The sequence below is a fragment of the Paenibacillus solani genome, from assembly GCF_050475945.1.
GTDB lineage: Bacteria > Bacillota > Bacilli > Paenibacillales > Paenibacillaceae > Paenibacillus_AQ > Paenibacillus_AQ solani_A.
Genome location: NZ_JBCMXJ010000021.1, coordinates 141272 through 165364 on the forward strand (window position 1 = coordinate 141272; position 24093 = coordinate 165364).

Annotated in this window: 18 protein-coding genes; 2 read left to right on the top strand and 16 right to left on the bottom strand. The window is 44.5% G+C overall.

Annotated features, from left to right (window positions below; genetic code table 11):
• Positions 1-212: 212 nt before the first annotated feature.
• Complete coding sequence (locus tag ABEQ74_RS26615; protein WP_430125247.1) at positions 213-626, bottom strand: YugN-like family protein; 414 nt, start codon at positions 624-626, stop codon at positions 213-215.
• A gap of 490 nt (positions 627-1116) precedes the next feature.
• Here ABEQ74_RS26615 and ABEQ74_RS26620 point away from each other — a divergent pair, with 490 nt between their 5' ends.
• A complete protein-coding gene (locus ABEQ74_RS26620) occupies positions 1117-2907 on the top strand; it encodes a hypothetical protein (protein WP_430125248.1) in 1791 nt (596 codons plus the stop codon).
• Between the two features lie 298 nt (positions 2908-3205).
• Here ABEQ74_RS26620 and ABEQ74_RS26625 read toward each other — a convergent pair whose 3' ends face one another.
• The 4 genes from ABEQ74_RS26625 to uvrA form a co-directional block, all read right to left on the bottom strand.
• Entirely contained in the window at positions 3206-3556 is a 351-nt protein-coding gene (locus ABEQ74_RS26625; protein WP_430125249.1) for a DUF2512 family protein, read from the bottom strand.
• A 271-nt stretch (positions 3557-3827) separates the two neighbouring features.
• Entirely contained in the window at positions 3828-7556 is a 3729-nt protein-coding gene (locus ABEQ74_RS26630; protein WP_430125250.1) for an amino acid adenylation domain-containing protein, read from the bottom strand.
• Between the two features lie 45 nt (positions 7557-7601).
• Positions 7602-9374: a methyl-accepting chemotaxis protein gene (locus ABEQ74_RS26635; protein WP_430125251.1), complete on the bottom strand. Its 1773-nt coding sequence runs from the start codon at positions 9372-9374 to the stop codon at positions 7602-7604.
• 455 nt (positions 9375-9829) lie between these two features.
• Positions 9830-12307, bottom strand: coding sequence for an excinuclease ABC subunit UvrA (gene uvrA, locus ABEQ74_RS26640; protein WP_430125252.1), 2478 nt, complete (start codon positions 12305-12307; stop codon positions 9830-9832).
• Between the two features lie 271 nt (positions 12308-12578).
• Between uvrA and ABEQ74_RS26645 the strand changes: the two genes are divergently transcribed.
• Entirely contained in the window at positions 12579-13016 is a 438-nt protein-coding gene (locus tag ABEQ74_RS26645) for a MarR family winged helix-turn-helix transcriptional regulator (protein WP_430125266.1), read from the top strand.
• 94 nt (positions 13017-13110) lie between these two features.
• On the opposite strand, the gene ABEQ74_RS26650 is transcribed toward ABEQ74_RS26645, so the two are convergent.
• The 11 genes from ABEQ74_RS26650 to ABEQ74_RS26700 all read right to left on the bottom strand — a co-directional run bounded on the left by ABEQ74_RS26650 (position 13111) and on the right by ABEQ74_RS26700 (position 23946).
• Positions 13111-13443, bottom strand: coding sequence for a thioredoxin family protein (locus tag ABEQ74_RS26650; RefSeq protein WP_430125253.1), 333 nt, complete (start codon positions 13441-13443; stop codon positions 13111-13113).
• A gap of 35 nt (positions 13444-13478) precedes the next feature.
• A complete protein-coding gene (ytxJ, locus tag ABEQ74_RS26655) occupies positions 13479-13817 on the bottom strand; it encodes a bacillithiol system redox-active protein YtxJ (RefSeq protein ID WP_430125254.1) in 339 nt (112 codons plus the stop codon).
• A 78-nt stretch (positions 13818-13895) separates the two neighbouring features.
• Entirely contained in the window at positions 13896-15542 is a 1647-nt protein-coding gene (locus ABEQ74_RS26660; protein WP_430125255.1) for a histidine kinase N-terminal 7TM domain-containing diguanylate cyclase, read from the bottom strand.
• A gap of 287 nt (positions 15543-15829) precedes the next feature.
• Positions 15830-16564: a class I SAM-dependent methyltransferase gene (locus ABEQ74_RS26665; protein ID WP_430125256.1), complete on the bottom strand. Its 735-nt coding sequence runs from the start codon at positions 16562-16564 to the stop codon at positions 15830-15832.
• A 51-nt stretch (positions 16565-16615) separates the two neighbouring features.
• Positions 16616-17254 (bottom strand): cysteine hydrolase family protein, encoded by a 639-nt coding sequence (locus tag ABEQ74_RS26670; protein WP_430125257.1) that lies wholly within the window; start codon positions 17252-17254, stop codon positions 16616-16618.
• 212 nt (positions 17255-17466) lie between these two features.
• A complete protein-coding gene (locus ABEQ74_RS26675) occupies positions 17467-18444 on the bottom strand; it encodes a hypothetical protein (RefSeq protein ID WP_430125258.1) in 978 nt (325 codons plus the stop codon).
• The gene (locus ABEQ74_RS26680; RefSeq protein ID WP_430125259.1) at positions 18411-19148 is read right to left on the bottom strand and encodes an RNA polymerase sigma factor; all 738 of its coding nucleotides are present in this window, start codon (positions 19146-19148) and stop codon (positions 18411-18413) included. Before ABEQ74_RS26680 ends, ABEQ74_RS26675 begins: the two co-directional genes overlap by 34 nt.
• Positions 19149-19167: 19 nt before the next feature.
• The gene (locus tag ABEQ74_RS26685; protein WP_430125260.1) at positions 19168-19620 is read right to left on the bottom strand and encodes a hypothetical protein; all 453 of its coding nucleotides are present in this window, start codon (positions 19618-19620) and stop codon (positions 19168-19170) included.
• Between the two features lie 258 nt (positions 19621-19878).
• Positions 19879-22167, bottom strand: a complete 2289-nt coding sequence (gene metE, locus ABEQ74_RS26690; RefSeq protein ID WP_430125261.1) for a 5-methyltetrahydropteroyltriglutamate--homocysteine S-methyltransferase — start codon at positions 22165-22167, stop codon at positions 19879-19881.
• Between the two features lie 343 nt (positions 22168-22510).
• Complete coding sequence (locus ABEQ74_RS26695; RefSeq protein WP_430125262.1) at positions 22511-23167, bottom strand: GAP family protein; 657 nt, start codon at positions 23165-23167, stop codon at positions 22511-22513.
• On the bottom strand, positions 23164-23946 hold the full coding sequence (locus tag ABEQ74_RS26700) for a MerR family transcriptional regulator (RefSeq protein ID WP_430125263.1): 783 nt from the start codon (positions 23944-23946) through the stop codon (positions 23164-23166). The genes ABEQ74_RS26695 and ABEQ74_RS26700 overlap by 4 nt, the downstream gene beginning before the upstream one ends.
• Between the last annotated feature and the right edge of the window lie 147 nt (positions 23947-24093).

Below are 24093 nucleotides of genomic sequence, written 5' to 3' on the forward strand. Positions count from 1 at the left end.
TTAGCCAATCCTACTATACTATGCACTTCTATTGATTAGACTCGGCAACCGAGAAGCTCTAAAGTTTTAAAGGATTTACTATAGGCATTCCACCCACAAACAATATAAGCCTTCGACAGTCGCGATCAGCATGACCAAAAAAGCCGTACATAAGCTGCACGGCTTTAAAAGCAAAATGGGAAATGATCAACCTATAAACCAGGTGCTGCAATTCAGTGCAAGTAGCCAGTCTCCACCTCAACCAGTACTTTTTTCGCTTCCTCAACCCACATTTCATCCAAAGAAGCATCCGGATCGATGGGAGACTGGAATTGATCGAATACGGCTCCAAGAAGATGAGGGGCAGCATGCTTATCCGTTCCCTTATTGTAGATATGTCTGAATACGAAAGGCCGACCTAGCCTGATCATGGCTTGACATCCGCCACATTCGCCGTCCAAGCTGCCTTGGGTAACTCGAAAAGGAATCCGCAGCCACACCATTCGCTCCTGATCCAGCCGCTTATCCAGGTACCCATGCTTGTAATCCCAGTTTCCCGCTAAAGAAAAATTATGCTTACACAGGTAGGTATCAATGTTCACGAAACGATCTTCAATATTCTCCAGACTCGATTCCAAATTAATCATGTTTAAGCCACCTTACGTTTTATTTCTAGGATAGACGTCAATTCAGAGCTTTATACGGTTTATCCAGCATGATCCCAGGTTATGGTCATAATTATATCCAAGCCTGCACACCCATGACTTTACGTTGTAGTCCGATAAATATGGTTGAAATTACCGGTCTAAAAAATGTGATTTTCCCTATTGGCCCTGATACGCTAATTCCATTTTAAAATAGGGAAACTGGGTCATATGTGTAGGAGAATCGCTTCTTTTTTCCTGAGTAATTCGCCTTATTTTATGCTAATTATTAGAAATTATATGATTTATCCATTATTTTGTAATTATTAAGTAGTTCCTTCTATACGGATCAACTGTTCGGTTCAGCGATTATAGTCTGTCTTCTAAGAATATGGCCTCATCATTTTTCGAAACATCAATGCTATAATAGCCCCGTTTACTAAATAGAGAATGGAGAATACAAGGAGTTCTCACAGAGAAATGGAGGGAAAACATGAAAATGAAAGGTTACCAGAAGCTAGCCTGCCTATTGGTTGTTGTGCTTCTGGTGGGGCTTCAAACTCCGGCTTATGGCGATAGTGCTTTAAAAAAAGCAACCTGGATATGGCAGACCAATCTGATTCAAGATGGCGGCGAAGAACTGCTTGGTTTCTCGCGTGAAGAAGGGATTAACCTGATTTACTTGCAGATTGATCGTCAGATGTCATCAGACACATACGAAGCGTTTATACGGCGTGCACATGAAGCTCAAATCGCAGTGCATGCCTTGGGAGGAGACCCTGGATGGGCTCTTACCAAACATGCCGATGATATGCTCGGTCTCGCTGATTGGGTAAACGATTATAATGACAAGGTTTCGGCTGATGCAAGATTTGACGGAATTCATCTGGATATCGAGCCCTATGTTCTGAACCAATGGGAGACGGATCATGAGAAGATCATTGCCAGCTGGGAGCAGAATCTGAACATGTTCCTAAGCCGGGTATCCGGCAGCCGACTGGAACTCGGAATTGATATCCCTTTCTGGTTTGATTCGTATACATTGACGAATGGACAGAGCCTCGATGAGTGGCTGATCCGAACATTTGACCAGGTCACCATTATGGCTTATCGGAATGAGGTGGAATCCGAGCATGGCATCCTTGATCTGACCCGTAATGAACTGGAGCTAGCCGACAGGCTTGGAAAGCATATAATGATTGGTGTGAATACCAAAGAAATGCCCGGTGAGTCTCACACCAGCTTTTATGGACAAAGCAAAGAACAGATGGATCGGAAACTGGACCATCTGGCTAGCACACTCGGATCCTATGCATCTTTTGCCGGGATTGCCATTCACGATATTTCCAATTGGCAGAGCATGACTAATGATGAAATGGCACCGCCTGACAGCAACGAACCAACTCCCCCCTCCCCTAACCCTGAACCGGAACCTGATCCGGGACAAGACGGGCGGGTGCCCGATGCGGATCCCGTAAATCGAGATCCCATCGTTAGAGGCACCTATATATGGGAAGCGTCTGAAGTGATTCATAATAGCCAGGAAATTCTTGCGTTTGCTAAAGAAAAAAAGTTGAACTGGCTATATGTAAGACTGGACCTTGAGCAGCCATTTACTTCGTACTCATCGTTTGTTAAGCAAGCGGCCGCGGCAGGAATCGAGGTTCATGCTATGGGCGGGCATCCGATCTGGGCGCTAGAAGAGAATCGGCCAAGAATGATGCGGCTTATCCAATACGTGAAGGACTATAATCGTGCTGTGGAAGGACAAGCCCGTTTTCACGGCGTACACCTGGATATTGAGCCTTATGTGCTGCCAGCTTGGCATGAAAATACACAGCAGGTTATTACGGAATGGACTGCGAATCTGGATGCATTCGTTACCGAATTGAAGAAGGATTCCAACCTGGAAGCCAGCATGGACATGGCCGTTTGGCTGGATAAGTACAACATACCCGGTGAACAGATGTCTCTTAGCAAGTGGATGATTCAACGAATGGACCATGTTTCTCTTATGGCTTTTCGGGATGTTGCGGCAGGTTCTAACGGGATTGTCGGAGTATCCAAGGAAGAGATTGCATTTGCAGATGAGCTTGGCAAGCCGATTCAGCTATCAGTAGAGATCAAAGCCAGCTACGAAGGCGACCATATCACCTTCTATGAAGAAGGAGCTGCCTATATGGAGCAAGAACTCGCCAAGCTGCCTGATTTATTGAAAGATTCACCTTCATATGCAGGAAACCTGGTACATGCGTATACTTATTGGAAGAACGCGAAGCCTTAAACTCCTGATAAAGAACTTAGCCCTATTGGTTCTATAGAGCAATAGGGCTAAGTTTATTGACCTTCATGCCATTCAGCAGTGCCAGTCTCCGATACATTTAAATAGAGGATATCTATCTACTTGCGGCGGACGGGGAGCCGGATACCACCCGAAAAAATATTTGACCAGAATAGACAGGATGGTATGGTACAGTCCCCATAAGGATTCTGTATATGTTGGACAGGATCAAACTACGTAAGCTTCAAACAGCTTGAGTTATGACTGGATACACCAATAGTTCCGCAATTCAATATCTTTTTCACGAGGCACGTTGTCGTTTTCCAAACAAATTCTCGCCTCTGAGCCACATATGAAACAAGTATTCAAAACTTCCGGCAAATACAGCTAACATAAAAATTTCAGGGAAATCAACAGTCCAGTTTGTAACCGCTCTGATAACCCATAGCATGACAAATACCAAAATACCATCTGCTATCGTGGCGAACATATTGCTGGTACGAGGCAAAATAAACAAATCCCCCACCAGATAAGCAACAATGCCAATTCCTAATGCCGTCAATAATGCTCCTGTAAAGGTAGCATTGGAAAGTGCTACGAGCAGGGAAGTGATCAAGATACCATGCACCAACAATTTCACAAGCAGTTTCATTCGTCATACACTCCTTTTGTCTTATGATAACCTGCTTGTATTGTTCTTAGTCTTGTACAAGAGAAAGACATTCCGCCACATATTTTCCTGTTTATCAACAACCTTATAAACCTACCGCCTCGCACACAAGGAACCAACGAACCTCCACGCGTTTCGTATGAATAATCTAGTCCCCTATCTTCCTGTGCATAAATACTTCTTTCTCGCCTTGCCGTAACACATAACTACAAAAACAAAAAACCGCGAAAACGATTCGCGGTTTTTTGCTTGATTATTCAGGCTTAACGAAATACCCAATACTCACGGCATATTCGATCATTTTTTCAAAAAATGCCTTGTCCGGTATAGCACATTCCACTCCTGTATACTGCAGGAATGCCGATGTTTGCGGACAAGTATACCGATAAATGGAATTTTTAGCACCGTCGCCTTCAAACTGCGCCATTGCCAGCTCCAGGCCTTCCTTGTTCTTCGGCTGATGCGGATCCAATAGCCACGCCTCATATTCCTTCCAATCCACCAATGATATGTCATATCCTTGGTCTTTAAAATACCCCACCATGTCTTCATAGGAAATGGCGACCGGGTTGCATATATGGAATACCCGCCCTACCGTTTCTTCCTGAAGCAGCAATGCGGTAATTGCTTCTCCGGCATAATTAATCGGCGTAATATCCACTTCCCATTTTACATCAGGCGCAGTCTTCAGGAGCAGCATCGCTTTTAACATCCGGTAAAAGGCGTTATTGTCTATGTTGCGTTGAAATATACCGTTCTTCGAGTTACATGACAAATTTCCGACGCGGTAAACCGATGTTGGAATGCCCTTTTCAGTACCGGCTTTGATGACGAGCTTCTCCGCCTCCAGCTTACTGTTCGTGTAGACATTCTCGATGGATGATCCTTCATATCCGGTGCCAGCAACGATCGAATCCCATTGACCGCCCAATGCCAGATCTTCTGGGATACCAAGCGTAGAAATGAAGTGGAACCGAATATGCGGTCTGGTCTGGGCCAAAGCCAACAAGCGGTCCGTACTCTCTACATTGACTCTAGCAAAATAGTCGGAATCGCCAAAATGCTTCACTTCTGCTCCACAATGAATGATAGAGTCGATACGCTCTTCAAGCATTGTACGCTCCTCTACTCCAAGCCCCAGATGCTCCTGCTCCAAATCTCCCTGAATTGCGAACACTCGCTTATCCATCAAAGATGTAACATCAACTCCGAAATAACCTACCATAATCTGCTCAAGCCGAGCATACGGCTTCATGTGCTGTGATGGACGAACCAGGCAATATACGGTGGCAGTCGATTGTTGCAGCAATTCATACAGCAGATGCGATCCCAAGTATCCCGTAGCTCCGGTTAGTAAAACATGCTGCTGAGCATAGCGCGGTTGTCCAGAAACTTCGCGGATAGGAAAAGAAATCGGATACTCAGCCAACTCTTGTATTGGAAGATCCTTATCCTCTATATGATCCGCATGAGTTCCTTGTTGTCCCAATTCCTCTACTCTCTCCGCTAACTTCGCGATAGTCGGATATACAAAGAAGTCATTGATCTTGAGCTGGGGATAACGCGGCTTAAGGAGCACTAGAATCTCAAGAATTTTCAAGGAATAACCGCCTATTTCAAAGAAATCGTCGTGAATTCCGATTTTAGATAGTCCTAGTGATGTTTCCCATGCGTTGCTCACGTCCATCTGGATTTCATTAACCGGTGCTACATAATGGGTATCGTCTTCTTCCAGTTCCAACGATAACTCGAATAATGCAAGCTTTTTTCGGTCAATCTTACCAGTAGGTGATAATGGCATCTCTTCGATGAAACATATATATTTAGGAACCATGTAACTTGGCACCTTCTGACTCAAGAACTGCGCAAGTTCTTTAGTGGAAGCAGCTTGCCCGTTATTCGTAGTGTAAAAAGCGGCCAGTATTTTGGTCCCGTTCTCGTCCGTTCTCGGAATAACCGCAATATCCTTAACATCGTTATGCTTCGCTAGATTATCTTCAATTTCTCCAATCTCGATTCGGAATCCCCGAATCTTCACTTGCGAATCTTTTCTACCTCGGTATTCCACTTGCCCATTCGGCAGGAGGCGAACCAAATCTCCGGAACGATAAAACTGCTTCCCCGATTCTGGTGTGACGGGATCCTGGATGAAGGCTTCCTTCGTTTTGTCCGGCTGATTCAGATACCCTTTGGCTACCCCAACCGAGCAGATCAACAGCTCTCCAGTAACGCATGTTGGGCATAATTCATTCTGCTCATTCACGATATACAGTTCATAATTATCAAATGGTGTCCCAATATACACAGTGGCCAGATCATCCGGCAGCTCATAATCCACAACATGCCCTGTGGCGACCACCGTCGTTTCAGTAGGTCCATATAGATTTACGATAGGAAACTTCAGTTTCTTCTGGAACATACGAACGGTTTCTCCGGCCAGTGCCTCCCCGCCGACGACGATCGTCTTGATATCACGATATTTGTGGGTATCTTCTACCGGCAAATGTGCAGCCAACTGATTAAAGAACACGGTAGGCAGTATCGCAATACGAGTAGCATTGGTTTCAACCACTGCTTGTGTAAAGGCGTCGATGGAGAAACGCTGATCATCCGATAGAAGGTGCAGCCTTGAGCCGCAAGCCAGCGATCCGAATATATCGTAAACCGATGCATCAAAGCTGAACGTGGAATATTGAAGAATAATATCCTGCTCACTCATCTCTAACTTCTTCTGATTGGCCAATGCCAGATTCACGACGCCTTGATGGGCAATCAACGCACCTTTCGGTTTACCCGTAGATCCGGAAGTGTAGATAATGTAAGCCAAATCCTCAGCTTCAACGCTTACACCGCAATGATCAGTCGGATAGGAATGAATCTGGTCATTAAGACAGAAATATTCAGGCTTTGTATGAAAACCAGCCAATAATCCATCCAACTTCGCTGTGTAATTCGGATGTGTAAGAATAATAGCCGATTTCGTATCCTCAATAATATAAGCATTTCTATCATCCGGATGTGAGGGATCCATTGGGATGTAGGCACCGCCGGCTTTGAGTACACCTAGCATACTGATAATCGTATCTAGACCTCGGTCCATAAATATGGACACGAACTGCCCCTTACGAAGTCCTTGGGCTAGCAGCATATGTGAAATTTGGTTTGACAAACCGTCAAGCTGTTTATATGTGATTTGCTTCTGATCAGATGAGAGTGCAATTTGGTTCGGGAAGCGCGCCACAACCGAGCCGAACATCGCAACAATCGTTGGATCTTGCGGAAGTTCTCGCTTCGTATCATTGAGAATAGCGTAGGCATCCAGATCCTCATCTGTCATCATCGATAATCGGCCAATTGGGATGTCCATATGTTCCAGAGCATCCAAGGCAAGCTGCTCAAAATGCCTGCTGAATTTCTCGATTGTCCCCTCATTATATAGGGAACGATTATAAGAGACATGGAGTGTCCAGTGGTCTCGCTTCTCTTCTTGAATGACCCAGTTTAACCAGCTGGCATTATAATCATAACCATTCCCATTAAGTCCATAGATTGTTTGCACTGTGATGGTTTGACCGAGTAACTCTTCCACATCTCCAAGTGAAAGACGACTTGCTTCGATAAGCTCCAGTTTAGCTGAAATCTGTTTATAAAGCTGAGTGAATGAATCATTCCCGTTTAAATAAACCCTTAACGGAAGCAAACTCCCCTTCTCATTATTCACTCCGATCAGCAAATCGGCATCATGAGTCATTCGGTATAGTAATACCATATAGTTTGTCAACATCCATGCTTTGATGTTATATGAATCGCGGAACCGTTTCATCTTGTCGGTAGCGATATGAAGGTTTATCACCATATGATCTAGTTCCTGATGCTGGTGATGCGCTGGACCATCAGTGTACAGATAGAATCCCGGTAAAGGTTGCTGCAGCTCTTTCAACCAATATTCTTTGCCTTGTTCGATCATCAACGTTGTATTCAAAGGTTTCAGCTCCATCTTATATCTCTACTTTTTCTTTTTTCAGTTTTATACTTGCAATTTATTCACAAGGGTTTCCAGTTCAGCAGAAACCTGACTGATCTGTTCTGCAGATTCAAAGATTTTAGCGAAAGAAGCCTGCTGTTCCTGGGCACTGATTCGGATTTCTCCTGACACAGTGGAGTTCCGCTCTGCCAGCTCGGCCAGTTGTTTAATTGCAGCAGTAATCTGCTCCGTCTCGGCAACCATCTGTTGGGTTGCTGCAGAGACCTCTTGGATTTGACTGGTCACCGTATCGGTAGCTGACAGCATCCCTTTAAACAGCTCACCCGTTTCCTTTACAACCTCAATTCCCTTGGCGACATTGTGTTCCCCTTCGCTAATGGCTTCTACTGCAAGCGCCGTTTCATCCTGTATATAACGAACTAATTCAATAATCTGGTCAGCGGAATGCCTGGATTCCTCCGATAGTTTCTTCACTTCGCTGGCTACGACTGCAAAGCCGCGTCCCTCTTCACCCGCTCTTGCCGCCTCGATCCCCGCATTAAGTGATAACAGATTTGTCTGGGTGGCAATGTCAGTAATAACCTGTACAATCTGACCAATCTCGTTTGAGCGGTTCTGCAGCTTCTCGATAATATCCACCGAGTTTTTGACGGAGTGATCAATCGAATGCATCTGCTGGATAACCTGCTCTACATTTTGGTTACCTCGTTCCGATTGTTCCTTCATCTGTATCGATATTTCAGATAGATCCGAGGTATTGCCTGCAATCGTCGATACGCCTGAGGAGATCTCCTCAAGTGAAACTACACTTTCGGTAATCGATGTACTCTGTAAGGCGACTCGATCCGACATTTCTTCCATATTCTTAGTAATCGCTGAAGATTTGTTATTATTGACTTCCACAGTAGAGAAGAGAAATTTGGACTGATCAGCGGATTGCTCTGATACCGATTTGATCGTTGTGACAAGCTCATTGATGTTATGGACTGTTGTGTTAAATTTGGCACTGACTTGTCCCAGCTCATCTTCGCCAGCTTTTAATTGAACCGTGAAGTCACCTTTGCTGAGCTTGTCCAGAGCTCCCATCAGCGCTTTGATCGGTGCGAATGTTCGTCTTATCGTGAAGTACTGAAGTAATAGTACGATCACCAGAGTAATCAATAGGGCAACGACTGTTTGTTTAATTAACTCTGTTTTACCGGTAGCGATCAAACTTGCGTCCACATCGATACCCATATAAGCGAAAATATCGCCCTTTGCATCAATAAAAGGATGCAGTACTGTGATCCAGGTACCATAATTGTCTTTATAAGCTTTGGTAAAGACTAATTCTTTCGATTTCAGCATCTCACGGACGGCATCCGCATGAATCTTAGGCTGCTCATACAGATCGCCCAGATTCAGATTTTCTTCGGCAAACATATCAAGCACCGCCGTAGGCATGGCGACAATCGAAGTTTTGTAGCCATCTACAAGCTCCGGTCCAAAAATATACCCTTGAGCAATATTTGGATAATGAACGGATAATTCATCAAATATGTTGGTTAATTTTTTCTGGATATCGGCTTCCCGGTCAGTGGTCTTTGTTACCTCTTCTGCGTCTTTAACCGAAACGGATTTAACCAAGGTCTCCATAATACTTCCGGAATCAGACTGCAGCTGCTTTGTCAGCACGCTGTCCTGGATATAGAAGCTTGATCCAATCACAACAGCACCCGTGATGAAGATATAAAGACTCGTCCACATCATATTTCTTGTAACAATACTAAGATTTTTAAATGGCATTCTCTTTGAGAACGCTTTTGAGTTGCTCAATTGGTGTCTCTCCTTTATATATCTATTATGTACTCACCAAATACTGGTACCTCCATTATCAAGCGTATCGCATCACCCACTTTCAGGAACATCAAATATATTTCTGGTTCTTTTCATGAATTTATTACATTTTTCAGCAATGTTCATATGTAAAGAATCACGTGAATCCTTCCATATTATTTGTTGTTCACGCAAACGTTTTGTTATGCGAAATTTGGTCTTATTGAATCCTGCTTATATAATAAGGACATCTTTTGTACTATTAATAGATCGGCTTTTATGCATCATTTTTTAATGCTTTAGTAATTTTCATATGCAATCAAGGTTCCATTTTTCGACAAATATTTGAATTTTTTTGTTCCCCTATTCTAAAATTCTTCCTTTTGTGTACAGTTTTTCTGCAAGCAAAAAAACCGCGATTTTCGCGGTTTCCTTCCATATGACCTGTCTCGGTGTTACAGGAACATGCCTGTGTAAGAGGTCGGTACTTTTGCTATCTGCTCCGGAGTCCCCTCAGCAACTAATCTGCCACCAGCTGCACCACCATCCGGTCCAATATCGATAACCCAGTCAGATTCCCGTATTAGCTCCAGACTATGCTCAACCACAACAACCGTATTTCCTGTCTCCACTAATTTATCAAGTAGGATATGAAGCTGCTTGATATCTGATGGATGAAGTCCTGTTGTTGGCTCATCCAGCAAGTATAGCGTATGGTTCTTCGATGGTTTACTTAATTCTTTAGCCAGCCTGATACGCTGTCCTTCTCCGCCAGACAAGGTTTTGACCGACTGTCCCCATTTCAGATAACCCAATCCGACCTCGCACATCATCTCGATGATAGCTGCAACTTTTTTTTCTGACTCAAAGATGGTGAGACTTTCCTGCACGGACAAATTCAGCAGATCTGAAATAGACAAACCTTTATACTGAACCTGCAAAACATCTTCGTTAAACCTTCTTCCCTTACAGTCCGGACATCTCACTTCCAGATCAGGCATGAAGTTCATATCAAGTGATAGCGTTCCTAGCCCTTGGCAAGTCTCGCAGCGTCCTCCCGATGTGTTGAAAGAGAAATGCTTGGACGTTAATTTTCTTTCCTTGGCTTCCGGAAAGCTGGCGAACATCTGCCGCCAGTGAGTAAATACATCTGTATAGGTCGCAACATTAGAACGCTGCATTCGGCCTATCGGTGTTTGATCAAAAATAACGATATTACCCACTTGATCCAAGCCGGATATTTCCTTACATCCTGTCGGTATAACCCCTTTAGTGCTTTCTTGAGCAAGAATATCGAATACTAATGTTGATTTTCCAGAACCCGAAACCCCCGTTACGGAAACCAGTTTGCCAAGTGGAAAAGAAACAACAGGAATATCAATATTCCGAAACTTCGCTTCTCGAATCGTAATATGCTGACTATTCCCCTTCCGTCGAATACGGCTGGAAACAGCCATCCCTTCATCCCTTAAATAGGCACCAGTTATCGAATGCTCGCTTGTCATCAAGTCGTCCAGGCTTCCTTCCCCTACTACAGCCCCACCAAATATTCCAGCACCAGGACCGATATCAATCACATGATCAGCAGCACGCATCATTTCAACATCATGCTCGATCACGAGCACTGTGTTTCCAAGATCGCGAAGTTCCTCAAGTACACGGATAAGTCCAAGGGTATCCCGTGGATGTAATCCTGTTGTTGGCTCGTCCAGAATATACAGAACCCCGGTCAAACCGGATCCGAGCAGTGATGCAAGGCGCAGCCGCTGTGCTTCTCCACCCGAAAGTGTTACGGTCTGCCGGTTCATCGAGAGATAGCCGAGCCCTACATCCATGATCCGTTTTAGTCGAACAGGCATATCATCCAGGATGGGCTCCAACAGATGCAGACCATCGGATGAGATTGAATCCTGAAGTCCGTTCATCCACTCGAACATTTGGCTTAAAGACCACTCCGCTACCTCTGAAATCGATGAGCCATTTATTAGAACCTGTGCAACCTCCTTCTTCAAGCGTGTACCCAGGCATACCGGACAAAGCTGCTCACGGAAAAAGCCCCCTTCTTTCTCCTGATTACCGGCCTCTTCTTTCTCCTTGTAACGCCGCCACAAACCCGGGATGATACCTTCAAATTTAGTGCCTTGAACAGCTTTCATTTGCGGATAATGTCGCTTAAATGCCTCACTCTCTACACCGTGGTACAGCAGGTCACGCTGAACATCATTGTAGTCTTTCAATGGAAGATCCGGGTCAAAACCAAATCCAAAGTGCTTGCCAGCAGCTACTAAAATACGAATTTGAATATCTCGGTGGACTCCATTCAGAGAAGCAACTCCTCCCTCTCGAATGCTGAGCTCTTGATTAAAAACTGCATCTTCATCGATGCTGACTGCATGACCAAGCCCGCTGCAAGTTTGGCAGGCTCCTTCCGGCTTGTTAAATGAAAAGTGTGACATACCCAGCTTCTCAAGCTCTGTTCCACAATTTGGACAGTCCATGGTTTGTTGCTCTACGGGTTCGTCTTCCTCCACAAGCATATTTATCGGTTCAAAAGAAGGGGCAATCTTGGCCCTGCAATGTGGGCAAGTCCGTTCTCCCAATCTGGAAAAGATAAAACGAACATAAGTATATAAATCGGTTACGGTTCCTACCGTTGAACGCGGATTACGGTTGGTGACATGCTGTCCGACGCTGATGGAAGGAGACAATCCTTCTATAGAATCAACCTTCGGCTTACTGATCGAGTCCGATGCCATTCCCATGGATTCCATGTACTGTCTCTGACATTCCCGCTGGAGCGTCTCCATCGCCAATGTTGATTTACCTGAACCTGATGGACCCGTCAGAACGACCAACTTGTACTTGGGAATCGAAAGCGAGATATTCTTTAAATTATTCTCCCGCGCACCTTTAATAATAATGGTATCTTTCACAGGAAAGCCCTCCTAATCCAAATGAATGTATCTGCAAAAATATGAATGTTGTTTAGAAGTCTGCGGTGCGCAGAGAAGTAATTGTTTATCCTCTTTGCAAATCTGCAGAAATTCCGATAGAATGTATTCGATCTATTAACACGATCATCAATTATCTTTATGATTAAATATCTCAGTTATCAAGATATTAATATCTTAAAAGGAGGTTAGTCTTTTGTCAAGCAATGGAAAGGATCAACCAACAGAACAGCAGGAAAATTTCACCTTGCGCATGCGAGGGCTTGGGACCCGAACAGTATTGTACCAGCAGCATGTAGCTTCCTCTCTGGGTTTATACAATAATGACTTTATTTCCATAGATATCCTGCATGAGAAAGGCCCCATTACGGCCGGTGAACTCTCAAAACTAACCGGACTTACAACAGGCAGTGTCACTGCATTGATCGACCGTCTTGAAAAAAACGGATATGTTCGCCGAGAGAACGACCCCAATGACCGCCGTAAAGTCATCATTGTTCCTTTGTACGAGAATAAAGAAGAAGTCAGCAGCACGTACCTTCCACTTCATGCTTCCATGATCGATCTGGCTTCATCCTATTCGGAAGAAGAACTGGAGCTCATTACACAGTTCTTGGGTAAGGCAAGCGCAGTTTTGGATGAGCAAATTCATCGTCTCAGTTCTAATGCGCGCAATAAAACTTCTTCCTAAAGGGAATGAATCCATAAAATGAAAAAGGCGATCTTCCGAAAAGTCAAGTGACTTCGGAATATCGCCTTTGTGTTTCATAGCGTTATATAGATACCTAGCTAAGAAGCTCGATCAGATTCTCCAGTTTTCGTTCCAACACGCCAAGCTGTACAAAACGATCCTCTCTCAGCATTTCTTTTCCCTCAATGAAAAAGAGGAGGGTTGGTGCAGTGAAAATCAAATATTTCGATGCAATCTCGCCCACGGCTTCCGCCTGTATATGTCCCAATGATATGGAAGGAAAACGTTCTAGCAACTCTCTTAATTTAGGTAAGATCGCATGGCATACGCTGCAATCCTGCCTGGACACATATAAGAAGCTCAATGGATGGTTTGCAATGAACTGTTCTATGGCTTCAGTGGATGTTAGTTCTTCCATCTCCCTCATGATCGCACCTTACCTTAACATACCTTTGCCGGGTTCTAGTCCAAGACCGCTGAGATATGTTCTGTCGTAACCGCCCAGTGTGAAGCTGTCCAATACTTACTCTTATCCTTCACATAAATAATTTGCGGCGACTCATGTTTCACATTCAAATCTTCGGCAATTTTATTGGAGACCGGGCGGGATTCAATGACTTTCACTAGTGTGTAATCTACCTCGCCGTTTGCTGTCTTAGCTAAGTAAGCTTCAAACTCTGCCAGAGCATTGGCACTTACCGGGCATGTCGTGCTGTGCTTCAAAATGACTTGGCCTCGTTCTGAGGATTTGTTCAAAATTGCATCCCATTCTTCTAGTGTCGTAATTTCATTCCATTGCATTTGGAATTCTCCCCTTTATTGTGATGTATCGCATTGCTGATATGGTCTAACTAAATGCTATTATACACATAAACTCCACTATGTTTCACGGGTTGTCTCATAAGAATCAGGTGATACTTCCTCTTCCGACACTCTGATTGTATTACGGCCGGATCGTTTAGCCTCATAGAGCGCCTGGTCCGCAGATCTTAAAATTCTCTTCAGTTCTATATCCCATTCCCATTGCTTGGCATCAAACTTATAGTAATAACTTGAACCCACCGAAACGACGCCGAAGCTGGCTGTAACTCGAACAGGTCCCAGTGAAGTGACCATAGGCTGCGATAACAGCGCAAAACGTATACGCTCTGCTGCCTCTTCAGCTTCTAACAACGTTAAGCCTGGTAGGGCGATGACGAACTCTTCCCCGCCATAACGAGCGAACAGATCCTCCGCACGAAGCGTATTACGGGATAACTCAACAACATGCAGGAGTGCTTGATCGCCAAAGTCATGACCAAAATCGTCATTAATCCGTTTGAAATGATCAATATCAAATAATAGAAATGACACAGGTTTATGATCCCGAATAGCTTGGCCTAGAAGACTATAGCTGAGATTCATGAAGTGGGTGCGGTTATATATTCGTGTCAGGCCATCATAATATGCCAGCTGGCGTAACTCCTCCTGGAGGCGTGTCTTTTCTGTAACATCAATCAGTACAACTAATCGTCCGGCTTCATGTCCTCCCTGATTCCGTATAACGGAGGACCTAATCTGATAATTAAGCGATTGGTCTCTCAGTCGCCACCGAATTTCTTGAATGTCCGCGTCTTCCGCTTTCATTCCCGTACGTTCCTCCATCGTGTAAATGGACTGGCTTGAATGATGCTGCCATAAGGCTTCCAAGGGTTCTCCTATAACTGAAGGATGGAGTTCAGGCAGCATAGCTGCTGCGGCTGGATTATAATCAATCAATTTATTGTCCAGATCGAGTATAAGAACACCATCTCTCATGCTCGTAAAGAGGCTATCTCGTGCAATGGGAACAACATGAAACAAGCCTTTGGCAGTGAGCGCCCATAGATAAAGCGAGGAAGTAAGAATCATGATGACAGGAATCGGATCCATTCCGTTAGGAGTTAGTCCCCATAAATACAGAAAATCACCAATAAGAGGCAGGATCAAACCAGTCAACATAATAACAAGCTTAAACCGGTAAGATGGCATCCTGCGCAAACTCCGCACAAGCAGAATGGCTCCACCAACCATACAAGCAAAGGTATAAGCCCCTTGGATGATATACCAGGGACCGATAAGGATATCAACCCGCTGGCCTGCTGCGCCTATATTAAGCACGATGTTACGGTAATAGAAATGATGCCATTCATTTGTCAGCACAAGTAGAAGGGTCACGAAAGGAATAGCAAACATCGCAATGAGCAGTTTGCGCTTCAAATATCGCTCCATGCCAAGATATGACAAGATAATAATCAAATTAAGAGGTGGCAGAAATGGCATGCCCAAATACTCAAACTTTATCCAGAAACGAATCTCTTGGATAGTGCTGCTGGACAGTTCCAGTGCGGCACCAAAGGTATAGATTGCAGCCAGCATACAGAAGACGATAAAGCTTTTGACGGTTATAACTCTCGAACGTCCGGACAGTGCATATATTCCCAGAATAATGTTTAATACACCTGCTGTGACAATAAACGTGATGGTCGCGGAGTAAGGTGTTCCCATAGTGTAGACTCCATATCTGCTAATGGTGGATCGTTTATGACTCCGATCGACTCTTAATCCGATGTTACCATAGCGGAACTGTCGGAACAATCCTAGATCTGTCGTGCACTTAATCGTCGGTATGGTCAGATGCCCATCAGACTCCCCTCCAAACTAAAAAAGGAAACTGCGATGTTCGCAGTTTCCTTATATGCTTTTGCAAGAAGGTTGCTCTTCGTAATCTCCCTTACTGTGTTCTCCTGCAGACTGAATGATAGAATATAACACACCCTCTCATGTCTGGAATCTCAATCGATGGATTTCCGGGCCTTCACGATTAAGAAATGAGGGTTTGTCATCAGTCGATCATACCATTTTGCCATCCATTCCTTCGCCTCCGGGCTATCCTTATGCACTCTACTGGGCTGCGGCTCAACGATTTGTTCGATGTTAAACTTGGAGGAAGTTACGTTAATGATTTCTTGTATCGGCCTTCTATAGAAAGTAACCTCGACAGGTCCGGATTCCGGTTTGTTCCACGTCTCCGACAATAACTCACGGGCGAAGTAGTTATGGCGATCAAAATGTTTAAAATCCATAAATGGGTGATGAACGGAGAAGATCAAGCTTCCTTCACGCTTCAGCACTCGCTGAAACTCTCGAAAGGTTGGAGTCCAATCCTCAATGTAATGAAGAGTCAATGAGCTGACGATCAGGTCAAACGTCTCATCATCAAATGGCAGCTCCTCATTCATATCGCATGCAAATATAGTTGCTTTGTTGCCCACACGTCTCTTACAGGCCTCAATCATCGCGGGGCTGAGATCAATTGCCGTCACTTGGGCTCCTCGTTGAATAAATTGCTCCGTATACCACCCTGCGGCACATCCTGCATCCAGTACAGTCATCTGCTTAAGATCTGAAGGCAGCATGCTGAGCATAGCCGGTCTCTCATAAAATGCATTATGCCCACTCTGTGAATCCACATGTCGTTCGTAGTCTCCAGCCAGCTTATCATAGGCTTCCATGACCTTCTCCTTCATGATTTCACTCCCCCCCTTATGTATAATCCAGGCATTCATTTTGTCATCAAACTATCCGTTAAATTGTGAAATAACTTGTTCGGTGGTATAGGTTTTTACACCGATACGGACGAGTTCCTCGATCCCCTGCGGATAAACGCCCGAGATGGCGTCTTCAATCATAACGACCTTAAAATCACGTTCACTTGCTTGTACCATGCTCGCTCTTGGACAATTCGGGAAATTGCAACCGATGAACACCAGTGAATCGATTCCTTTACCTCGTAAGAAATCTTCCAGATCGGTTTGATAGAATGCGCCCCATCTTGGTTTATACATCGCCCATTCTAAATCACCGAGGGGTTGCATCTTACCGTTTAGAAGCTCCTCATGACTTAAGATTACGTCTGAAGAAGGCTTGATGGAATCAACCAACTCGGCACCTGACGAGCCGGGACTAACAATCTGTGCGCCCGATTCGATCAAGGCCTTGCGGCATATATCGGCATTCGACCCGTCTTCCTTATAGATCCGGACCACGTGCAGAATAGGAATGTGGCTCTTTCTTGCTGCCTCCAGAATACGTTTCATTTGTGGTAAAACTTCATGCGTTCCCCTTATTTCTGCAATCGCGCCAGGCAGACTAAAATCGTTCTGCGTATCGATGGTAATAACCGCACATCGTGAAAAATCCGGTTCCGTATAATCCACCACTTCTTCCCCTCCATGATTAGCTTTAAGATAATTGCACAATCAGCGCGATCGAGAAGTCTTATCTTAGTTAGAGAAGCACGCACTATTTTTCGGATAACTTAACATCTCTGTTATGGGCTGTCAATTCTATTTTTTGTTGTTTCTGTTCAGTTCTGTTTCGACACTAAGAAGCAGGCTGCCCCTTGGCAGCCTGCTGTCTGTTCTCTTACTTAGTCAATAATCATACTCTCTGCCATTGCCTTCAGGTCATTCTTAGTCATTAGTCCTTTTACATTTACCATAATGGTATATACGGTATTTCGTTTACTATCATACCAACTGATCTTGTCTCCATCTGAATCATCATGGAGGTAAATGGCCTCGACATGTTTTAGCTGTATTTTCTCTGAGGATGCATTCAGAGACTTCGTTAAGCTTGCACTTTGACCATACCCCGCCATGATCGATATAGCTGTGCTGCTCTTGCCATCGGATAAGTATATAATGGAGTTGAAGGCCTTCGACCAATCCAGTTTCTCTACAAACAGCTTCTCACCACTGTTGGACAGTTTGGCCTGATTAAACAATTTTTGTTCTAATTCTAAGTGTTTCACACGATCCGTTTCTCCAGAAGGTGCCGGCCCATAAGGAAATACTTGACCGTAAGCGAATTTCACACCATTGGGAAGATAACCGGGTACCTCTAGAATGGGTGCCGAAGTACGAACACGCTCTTTTTGGAAATCATCATATGAACGATAGGCTATCGGTTGATATTCAAATTTTATAGGATTCGCCGTATCGTACCCGTTGTCCTTATTAATGTAATCATCCTTGATGTAATATGCAGCCAGCTCTCCGGGCTTCAGCATGGATTTTACCTTCGTCCTGTATTCCTCCAGTAGATTACTCAGTTTGGCTGGCAGCCCTGACGACGGATCGGCTGTTTTTAGAACAATTTCCCCTTTGCTATTAAAAATTTGTATATGCCCTGTTGCTGCATATGCAGTGAACGAGACTAGTAATACAGAGGAAATCATGATAGACATTACGGTTTTACGCTTGAAAGATCGGAGTCCTGAGCGTCTATTACGCTGCTCCTCCTCAATATGTTGTCTGACTCTTGAAACAAACTCCACATCACGAAAATGACTGTCCGGTACAGATTGCTGCCTCAACTCTTCGATTGGATCAACGATGTTTCCCATTGTTCTTCCTCCTTCCATTTATTCATGGCATTCTTCAGCTTCATTCTGATTCGGGTTATCTTTTTACGGATGGCTTCCGATGACTTTCCTGTTATTTCGCCTATTTCTGCATACGTCTTGTCGTGAAATGCATACAGAATCAATAAGCTTCTGTCCTGTACCGTAAGATTCACAAGGGCTCTCATTAGCGGTTCGCTGAATGTCCCTCTTAAATACTCCTGCTCTGCACTCTCGGCGAAAATCTGTCCTTTCCACAATCTCCCGAACTTCTGCGATAATTGCCGTCGGTGAATTACATTCAGACAATAATGGTAAGCGATCTTATATAACCATGCGTTAAAGCTGACCGAAGGCTTATACTTTGTGATCGATTTATATGCCTTCAAGAAGATTTCCTGCACGGCGTCCTCCGCTTCCTGTTCGCTACCCAGAAGTCGGCAGCAATAAATATACATTTGGCGCTGGTACTCACTTACGATAGGAATAAATGCCTCTGCATGCCCTTCCTGAATCTGCCCTACATATTTTTCAATCGTTTCAGTGTTGATGACGCTTCCCCTCCTCTCTAGAAAACTTGGATACCTATATAACCATGCAGCAAACGAAAAGCGGACATTATTCGGAAAAACCGTATCAAATTTATGGCAGAGTCCATATGAGCACAAAAAAAACCGCGATGGGCGCGGCTCCCTTATAAATAACACCCTGAAGTGCGAATCTCCTCTACTTTTCCTTAAAGAGATCATTAATGATTGACATGTCATAGCCATTAGTGATCCTGTACCTCCAAGAGTATTTCTTATGAGATCTTCTATTCGGAGATATCTTGATAATATTCGGTTCTGTAAAATATATGGCGAAGGGGGTGTACTCGACATTAACCCATATCATGTACTCCGTACCTCTTCCATAATTTTCAGTTTTCCACAACTTCGCATTAGAGAAGCTATTAATAATTCGATCTATAGTTGCCGGGTCGGTAATTTCCACACTATTTTCACCATATGAACTGTCCATTTTATCAATTTTTATAAAACTAATCTTCTCTGTATCATAAACCTGATCCTTCATCAGCTCTTTAAAAGAAGTGCTGGATTGAACCAATGAATAGACCACTCCAGTTATAATAATTAATGCAACGACTCTAAAAAAGACTCGCCATGACCTGTCACTCATCGCGATTCCCTCCTGAAGACCTAAGGAAATTGAACTTTCTTATAAACCTATGTGGCATAATTCCCTCCATTGCTCATCCCAAAAGTTCCCTCCATTTATATTAACTCTAGGTTTGATTGCTGGATAATCTAACATCTAATGTATTGAACTGTCAATCCTAAATTTGGAGTTTGCGAACCTAATACAAAAAGAAGCAGGCTGCCGAAGCAGCCTGCCCAACTCAAGAATGATACCCATCATTTCACAGTGTTAATGTTGTTATACGTTTAACGCATATTTCGAGCGGGCGATCTCCGTCGCTTGAACCATGTTGCGAAGAGAAGCGACAGTCTCTTCCTGCCCGCGTGTCTTGAGACCGCAGTCCGGGTTGATCCAGAACAGCTTCGGATCCAGCACACGCAGGGCGCGCTCGATCATGCTTGTCATCTCTTCCACATGCGGAACCCGCGGACTGTGGATATCGTACACGCCTAGTCCGATTCCCAGTTCGTACGTATTGACTTCAAAGCTATGAATCAGCTCGCCATGACTCCGTGATGTTTCAATCGAAATAACGTCGGCATCCATCGCCTCAATCGAATCGATCATATCATGGAATTCGCAATAACACATATGCGTATGAATTTGCGTGGTCGGTTGAACTGTGCACGTAGTCATACGGAAAGCTTTGACAGCCCATTTAAGATATTCTGCTTGATCTTCTTCCTTCAGCGGGAGTCCTTCGCGTACTGCAGGCTCATCTACTTGAATCATTCCGATGCCTGCCTGCTCTAATGCTTCCACTTCTTGTCTGAGCGCATAGGCCAGTTGATATGCGATCTTCTCCCGCGTAATATCCTCACGGACGAACGACCAGTTCATGATCGTGATAGGGCCGGTCAGCATCCCTTTAACAGGATGATTTGTCTTCGACTGAGCGTATTTTGTTTCTTCCACCGTCATCGGTTTATCGAAGGTAACATCCCCGTAAATAACAGGAGGTTTTACACAGCGGGAGCCATAAGACTGAACCCATCCATATTGAGTGAAGGCAAAGCCGCCCAGCTTCTCGCCGAAAAACTCTACCATATCCGTTCTCTCAAATTCGCCGTGTACCAGTACGTCAAGGCCGATCTCTTCCTGCAGCTTGATCCAGATATCAATCTGATCCTGAATAAAGCGCTCATACCGCTCATCATCCCACTCACCTTTACGCCATGACTGCCGTGCTTTACGCACCTCTGCCGACTGAGGGAAGCTGCCAATGGTTGTAGTTGGGAAAATCGGCAGCTGCCATTTGTTCTGCTGTGCAACATGACGCTCCGAGAATGGAAGGCTGCGAGCTGGCTCCTGCGCACTTACCTCGGCAACAGCTTGCTGAATATCATGTCGATTTCGTACTTCAGATTGCTCAAGAGCCTGAAGCGCAAGATCACATTGTTCCAATTCCTTCGCGATACGATCCGTGCCTGTAGCGATGGCTCTTGTGAGAAGGACCAGTTCAGTCAGCTTCTCGTCTGCGAAAGCAAGAGCGCCCTTAAGTTCAGGCAGCAGTTTTGTCTCATTGCTCACCGTCACCGGAACATGCAATAAGCTGCATGAAGATTGTACAATTATGCGTTCAGCGGCCACGTACTTCTTCAGTTCTTCCAGTTGGGACAGTTTCTCGCGGAGCGGCGCCTTCCAGATCCCGCGTCCATCAATTATGCCTGCTCCCAGTACTTTATTCGCTGGAAATCCAGCTTCTTTAATGGCTTCAATATTGCCGGTGAATCCATGTACGAAATCAAGCCCGATGCCGCTCACAGGAAGCTGAATGATATCCTGGTAGTTTTCTATGGATTCAAAATAAGTTTGGAGCATGATATTCAAACCAGGAGCCGACGCGGCAAACGTTTCATAGATTCTCGATAAACGCTTAAGATCCGCATCGCTTAACTTGGTTACAAGGATTGGCTCGTCGATCTGTACCCATTGTACCCCTTCATGAGCAAGTTCTTGTAACACTTGAACGTAGAGCGGCAGCAATTTATCCAGCCAAGCATCTGTTTCTGAGGCTTGGTAACCTTTGGACAATTTCAGGAAGGTTAACGGACCCACAATAACCGGCTTACCCTCAATCCCGAGCTTTTCCTTGGCCTCCCGATATGCTGTTAGCGGACGGTTCTCCGTAAGCACAGGGTTCGCTCCATCCAATTCAGGCACGATATAATGGTAATTCGTGTTGAACCATTTGGTCATTTCACTTGCCGGTGCATCCTTCGTTCCACGGGCAATACCATAGTAAACAGATAATGGAACAGCTCCGCCATTATAATGGAATCGCTCTGGAACAATTCCGAACATCGTCGCCGTATCCAGTACATGATCGTAGTAACTGAAATCATTGACTGCGATCAGGTCAATTCCAATCTGCTGCTGCTTGCGCAAATGATTCAGACGAATTTCTTGCAGTTTCTGATGAAATTCCGGCTCCTCCAGCTTGCCAGCCCAAAACGCTTCCAAGGCTTTTTTCCATTCCCGATCCGCACCAATACGCGGGTATCCCAATACACTGCTTCTCGTCATCTATGTAACACTCCTATACATATTGTTACAAGAAAGATATCACGGATGACGAAGGAGCGTGTAACTCATATAAGCTATATCCAGTGATAGCCTAAAGCTATAGCTAAACTGGTGAATGTCTAGATAACTATTAGAAGACTACAGGATAGACTGTGATAATACGCGGTTTTTCACAACATTAATCGCATTTATCATTAATGCCATTAAGTAAATTTGGATAGCACCGAGCACAAACCTTCGATCCTATATTCCCTGAATATAGGATCTCTGTTAATACCATAGTTGTCCATCCCTGACCGAAAGCTCTGATTGAAATAAGCTCAGTGATGATAGGCTCGGTTTGTCACAAGTTATCGATGCTGTTTAGCACCAGAATCACTCCGGCTATGCACATGACCCAGGATAGGACTGAACCGGAACTTTGGGCGATTTTTATGCGCAGCCTCTCCAACGGTTTCTGCATAATACGTCCAAATACGAGATGTAATCCAAGCAATATAAGTGGAGGAAGCACCATTACAACATTATATGCTGCAAGAAGAGGTATCCATTGGAACATGCTTAAGTGAGCAGTAGTCATAAGCCCGATCGCGGCAAAATAAGGAAGCGCCGTTGCTACCTCTAGTAGTGAAGTAGTCAAACCCAAACCAACCATGGCTCCCAATCTTTGTGACTTGGGACGACGCAGCTCAGATGTTGTCTTCGTTGGTACAAAGAAACTGGCAACAAAGAGAACACCGCCAACAATCGCCATGATCCAGCTTACCGTACGGTTTTGGAAGATCGCATTCAAGGATTGCAATAACGCATCCATGCCAAGCATCAGCGCGATGCCAACCAGGAAATAGAATCCCGCCACCGTTGACAGATAGACAAATAATCGTAAGATCAAGCGCTCCTTCCCCGTTAATAGCAAATACACCGTAACACCGAGCGTTGCAGGACTTAGCGTGTCGAGAAGCGACAAAGCCCCAATGGAAAGCAGCAGTTCCAACGTCATGTTGTCTCCCTCCCTGCCTGGGATTGTTCTTCCTTCCTCGATGCATAAATCTCATAGGCATGCTCCATGAATCGAATTAATTCCGGTTCAATCGGATACAACCCCATCTCTTCAGACTTGTCGGGTGATTTACGGATTTCCCACAATTTATCGATAAAGGCGTCTTCATCCTCAAATTGCTCCAAGCGTTTTTCATCCATTCGGTGTATGATTCTTTGTACTTCAGGTGATCCGGGTCCGCCATCCATTCGCTGCTTAAGCTGTCCAAGCAAAGCGATCCACTCCAGGGAGTCGGGGTCCGTGCTGTTCATACTGGGCAGAAGACCCAGCATGTCCGCTTCTCGCTTTTCAAACATTTGTTGCCGAAATGACTGCTTCAGCGCTGGATCTTTTCCAGAGAGCTGGATCAGCTTCTGAATCACGCTCCAGCTTGTCTCCCCCTCGATAGCAATGCTATGCAGGACAGATCGAATTGCGGCTTCCATTTGTACCAGCTTGTTCTGTTCATTCTGTACATAATCCAATTGGTTCATTAAACTGGCAGACCAGTTCCATTCCTGGTCCGACATCATATCCGCTATTTCTCGCAAACTGAAGCCAAGCTTCTTCAGAAACTGTATTTGCTGCAGTTTTATTAATTCTTCATCACTATAAATCCGCTGTTTGCCAGGTGTTTTGGCAGCTGGAACGAGGAGCCCAATTTGGTCATAATAACGTAAGGTTCGCACTGTGATGCCTGTTTGTTTTGATAATTCATGAATCGGAATCGATGGGAACACCTGCTTTCTGCTTCGTATGTTATGTCTTCACTATACATGATGACGCTACGTCACTTTCAAGTTTTTTCGGCAGAAAAATTCCGATTATGATTCGATCCAATAAACAAACAAAAAAAGCCCGTGTTTTGGTATTATCCCCTCAAAGTA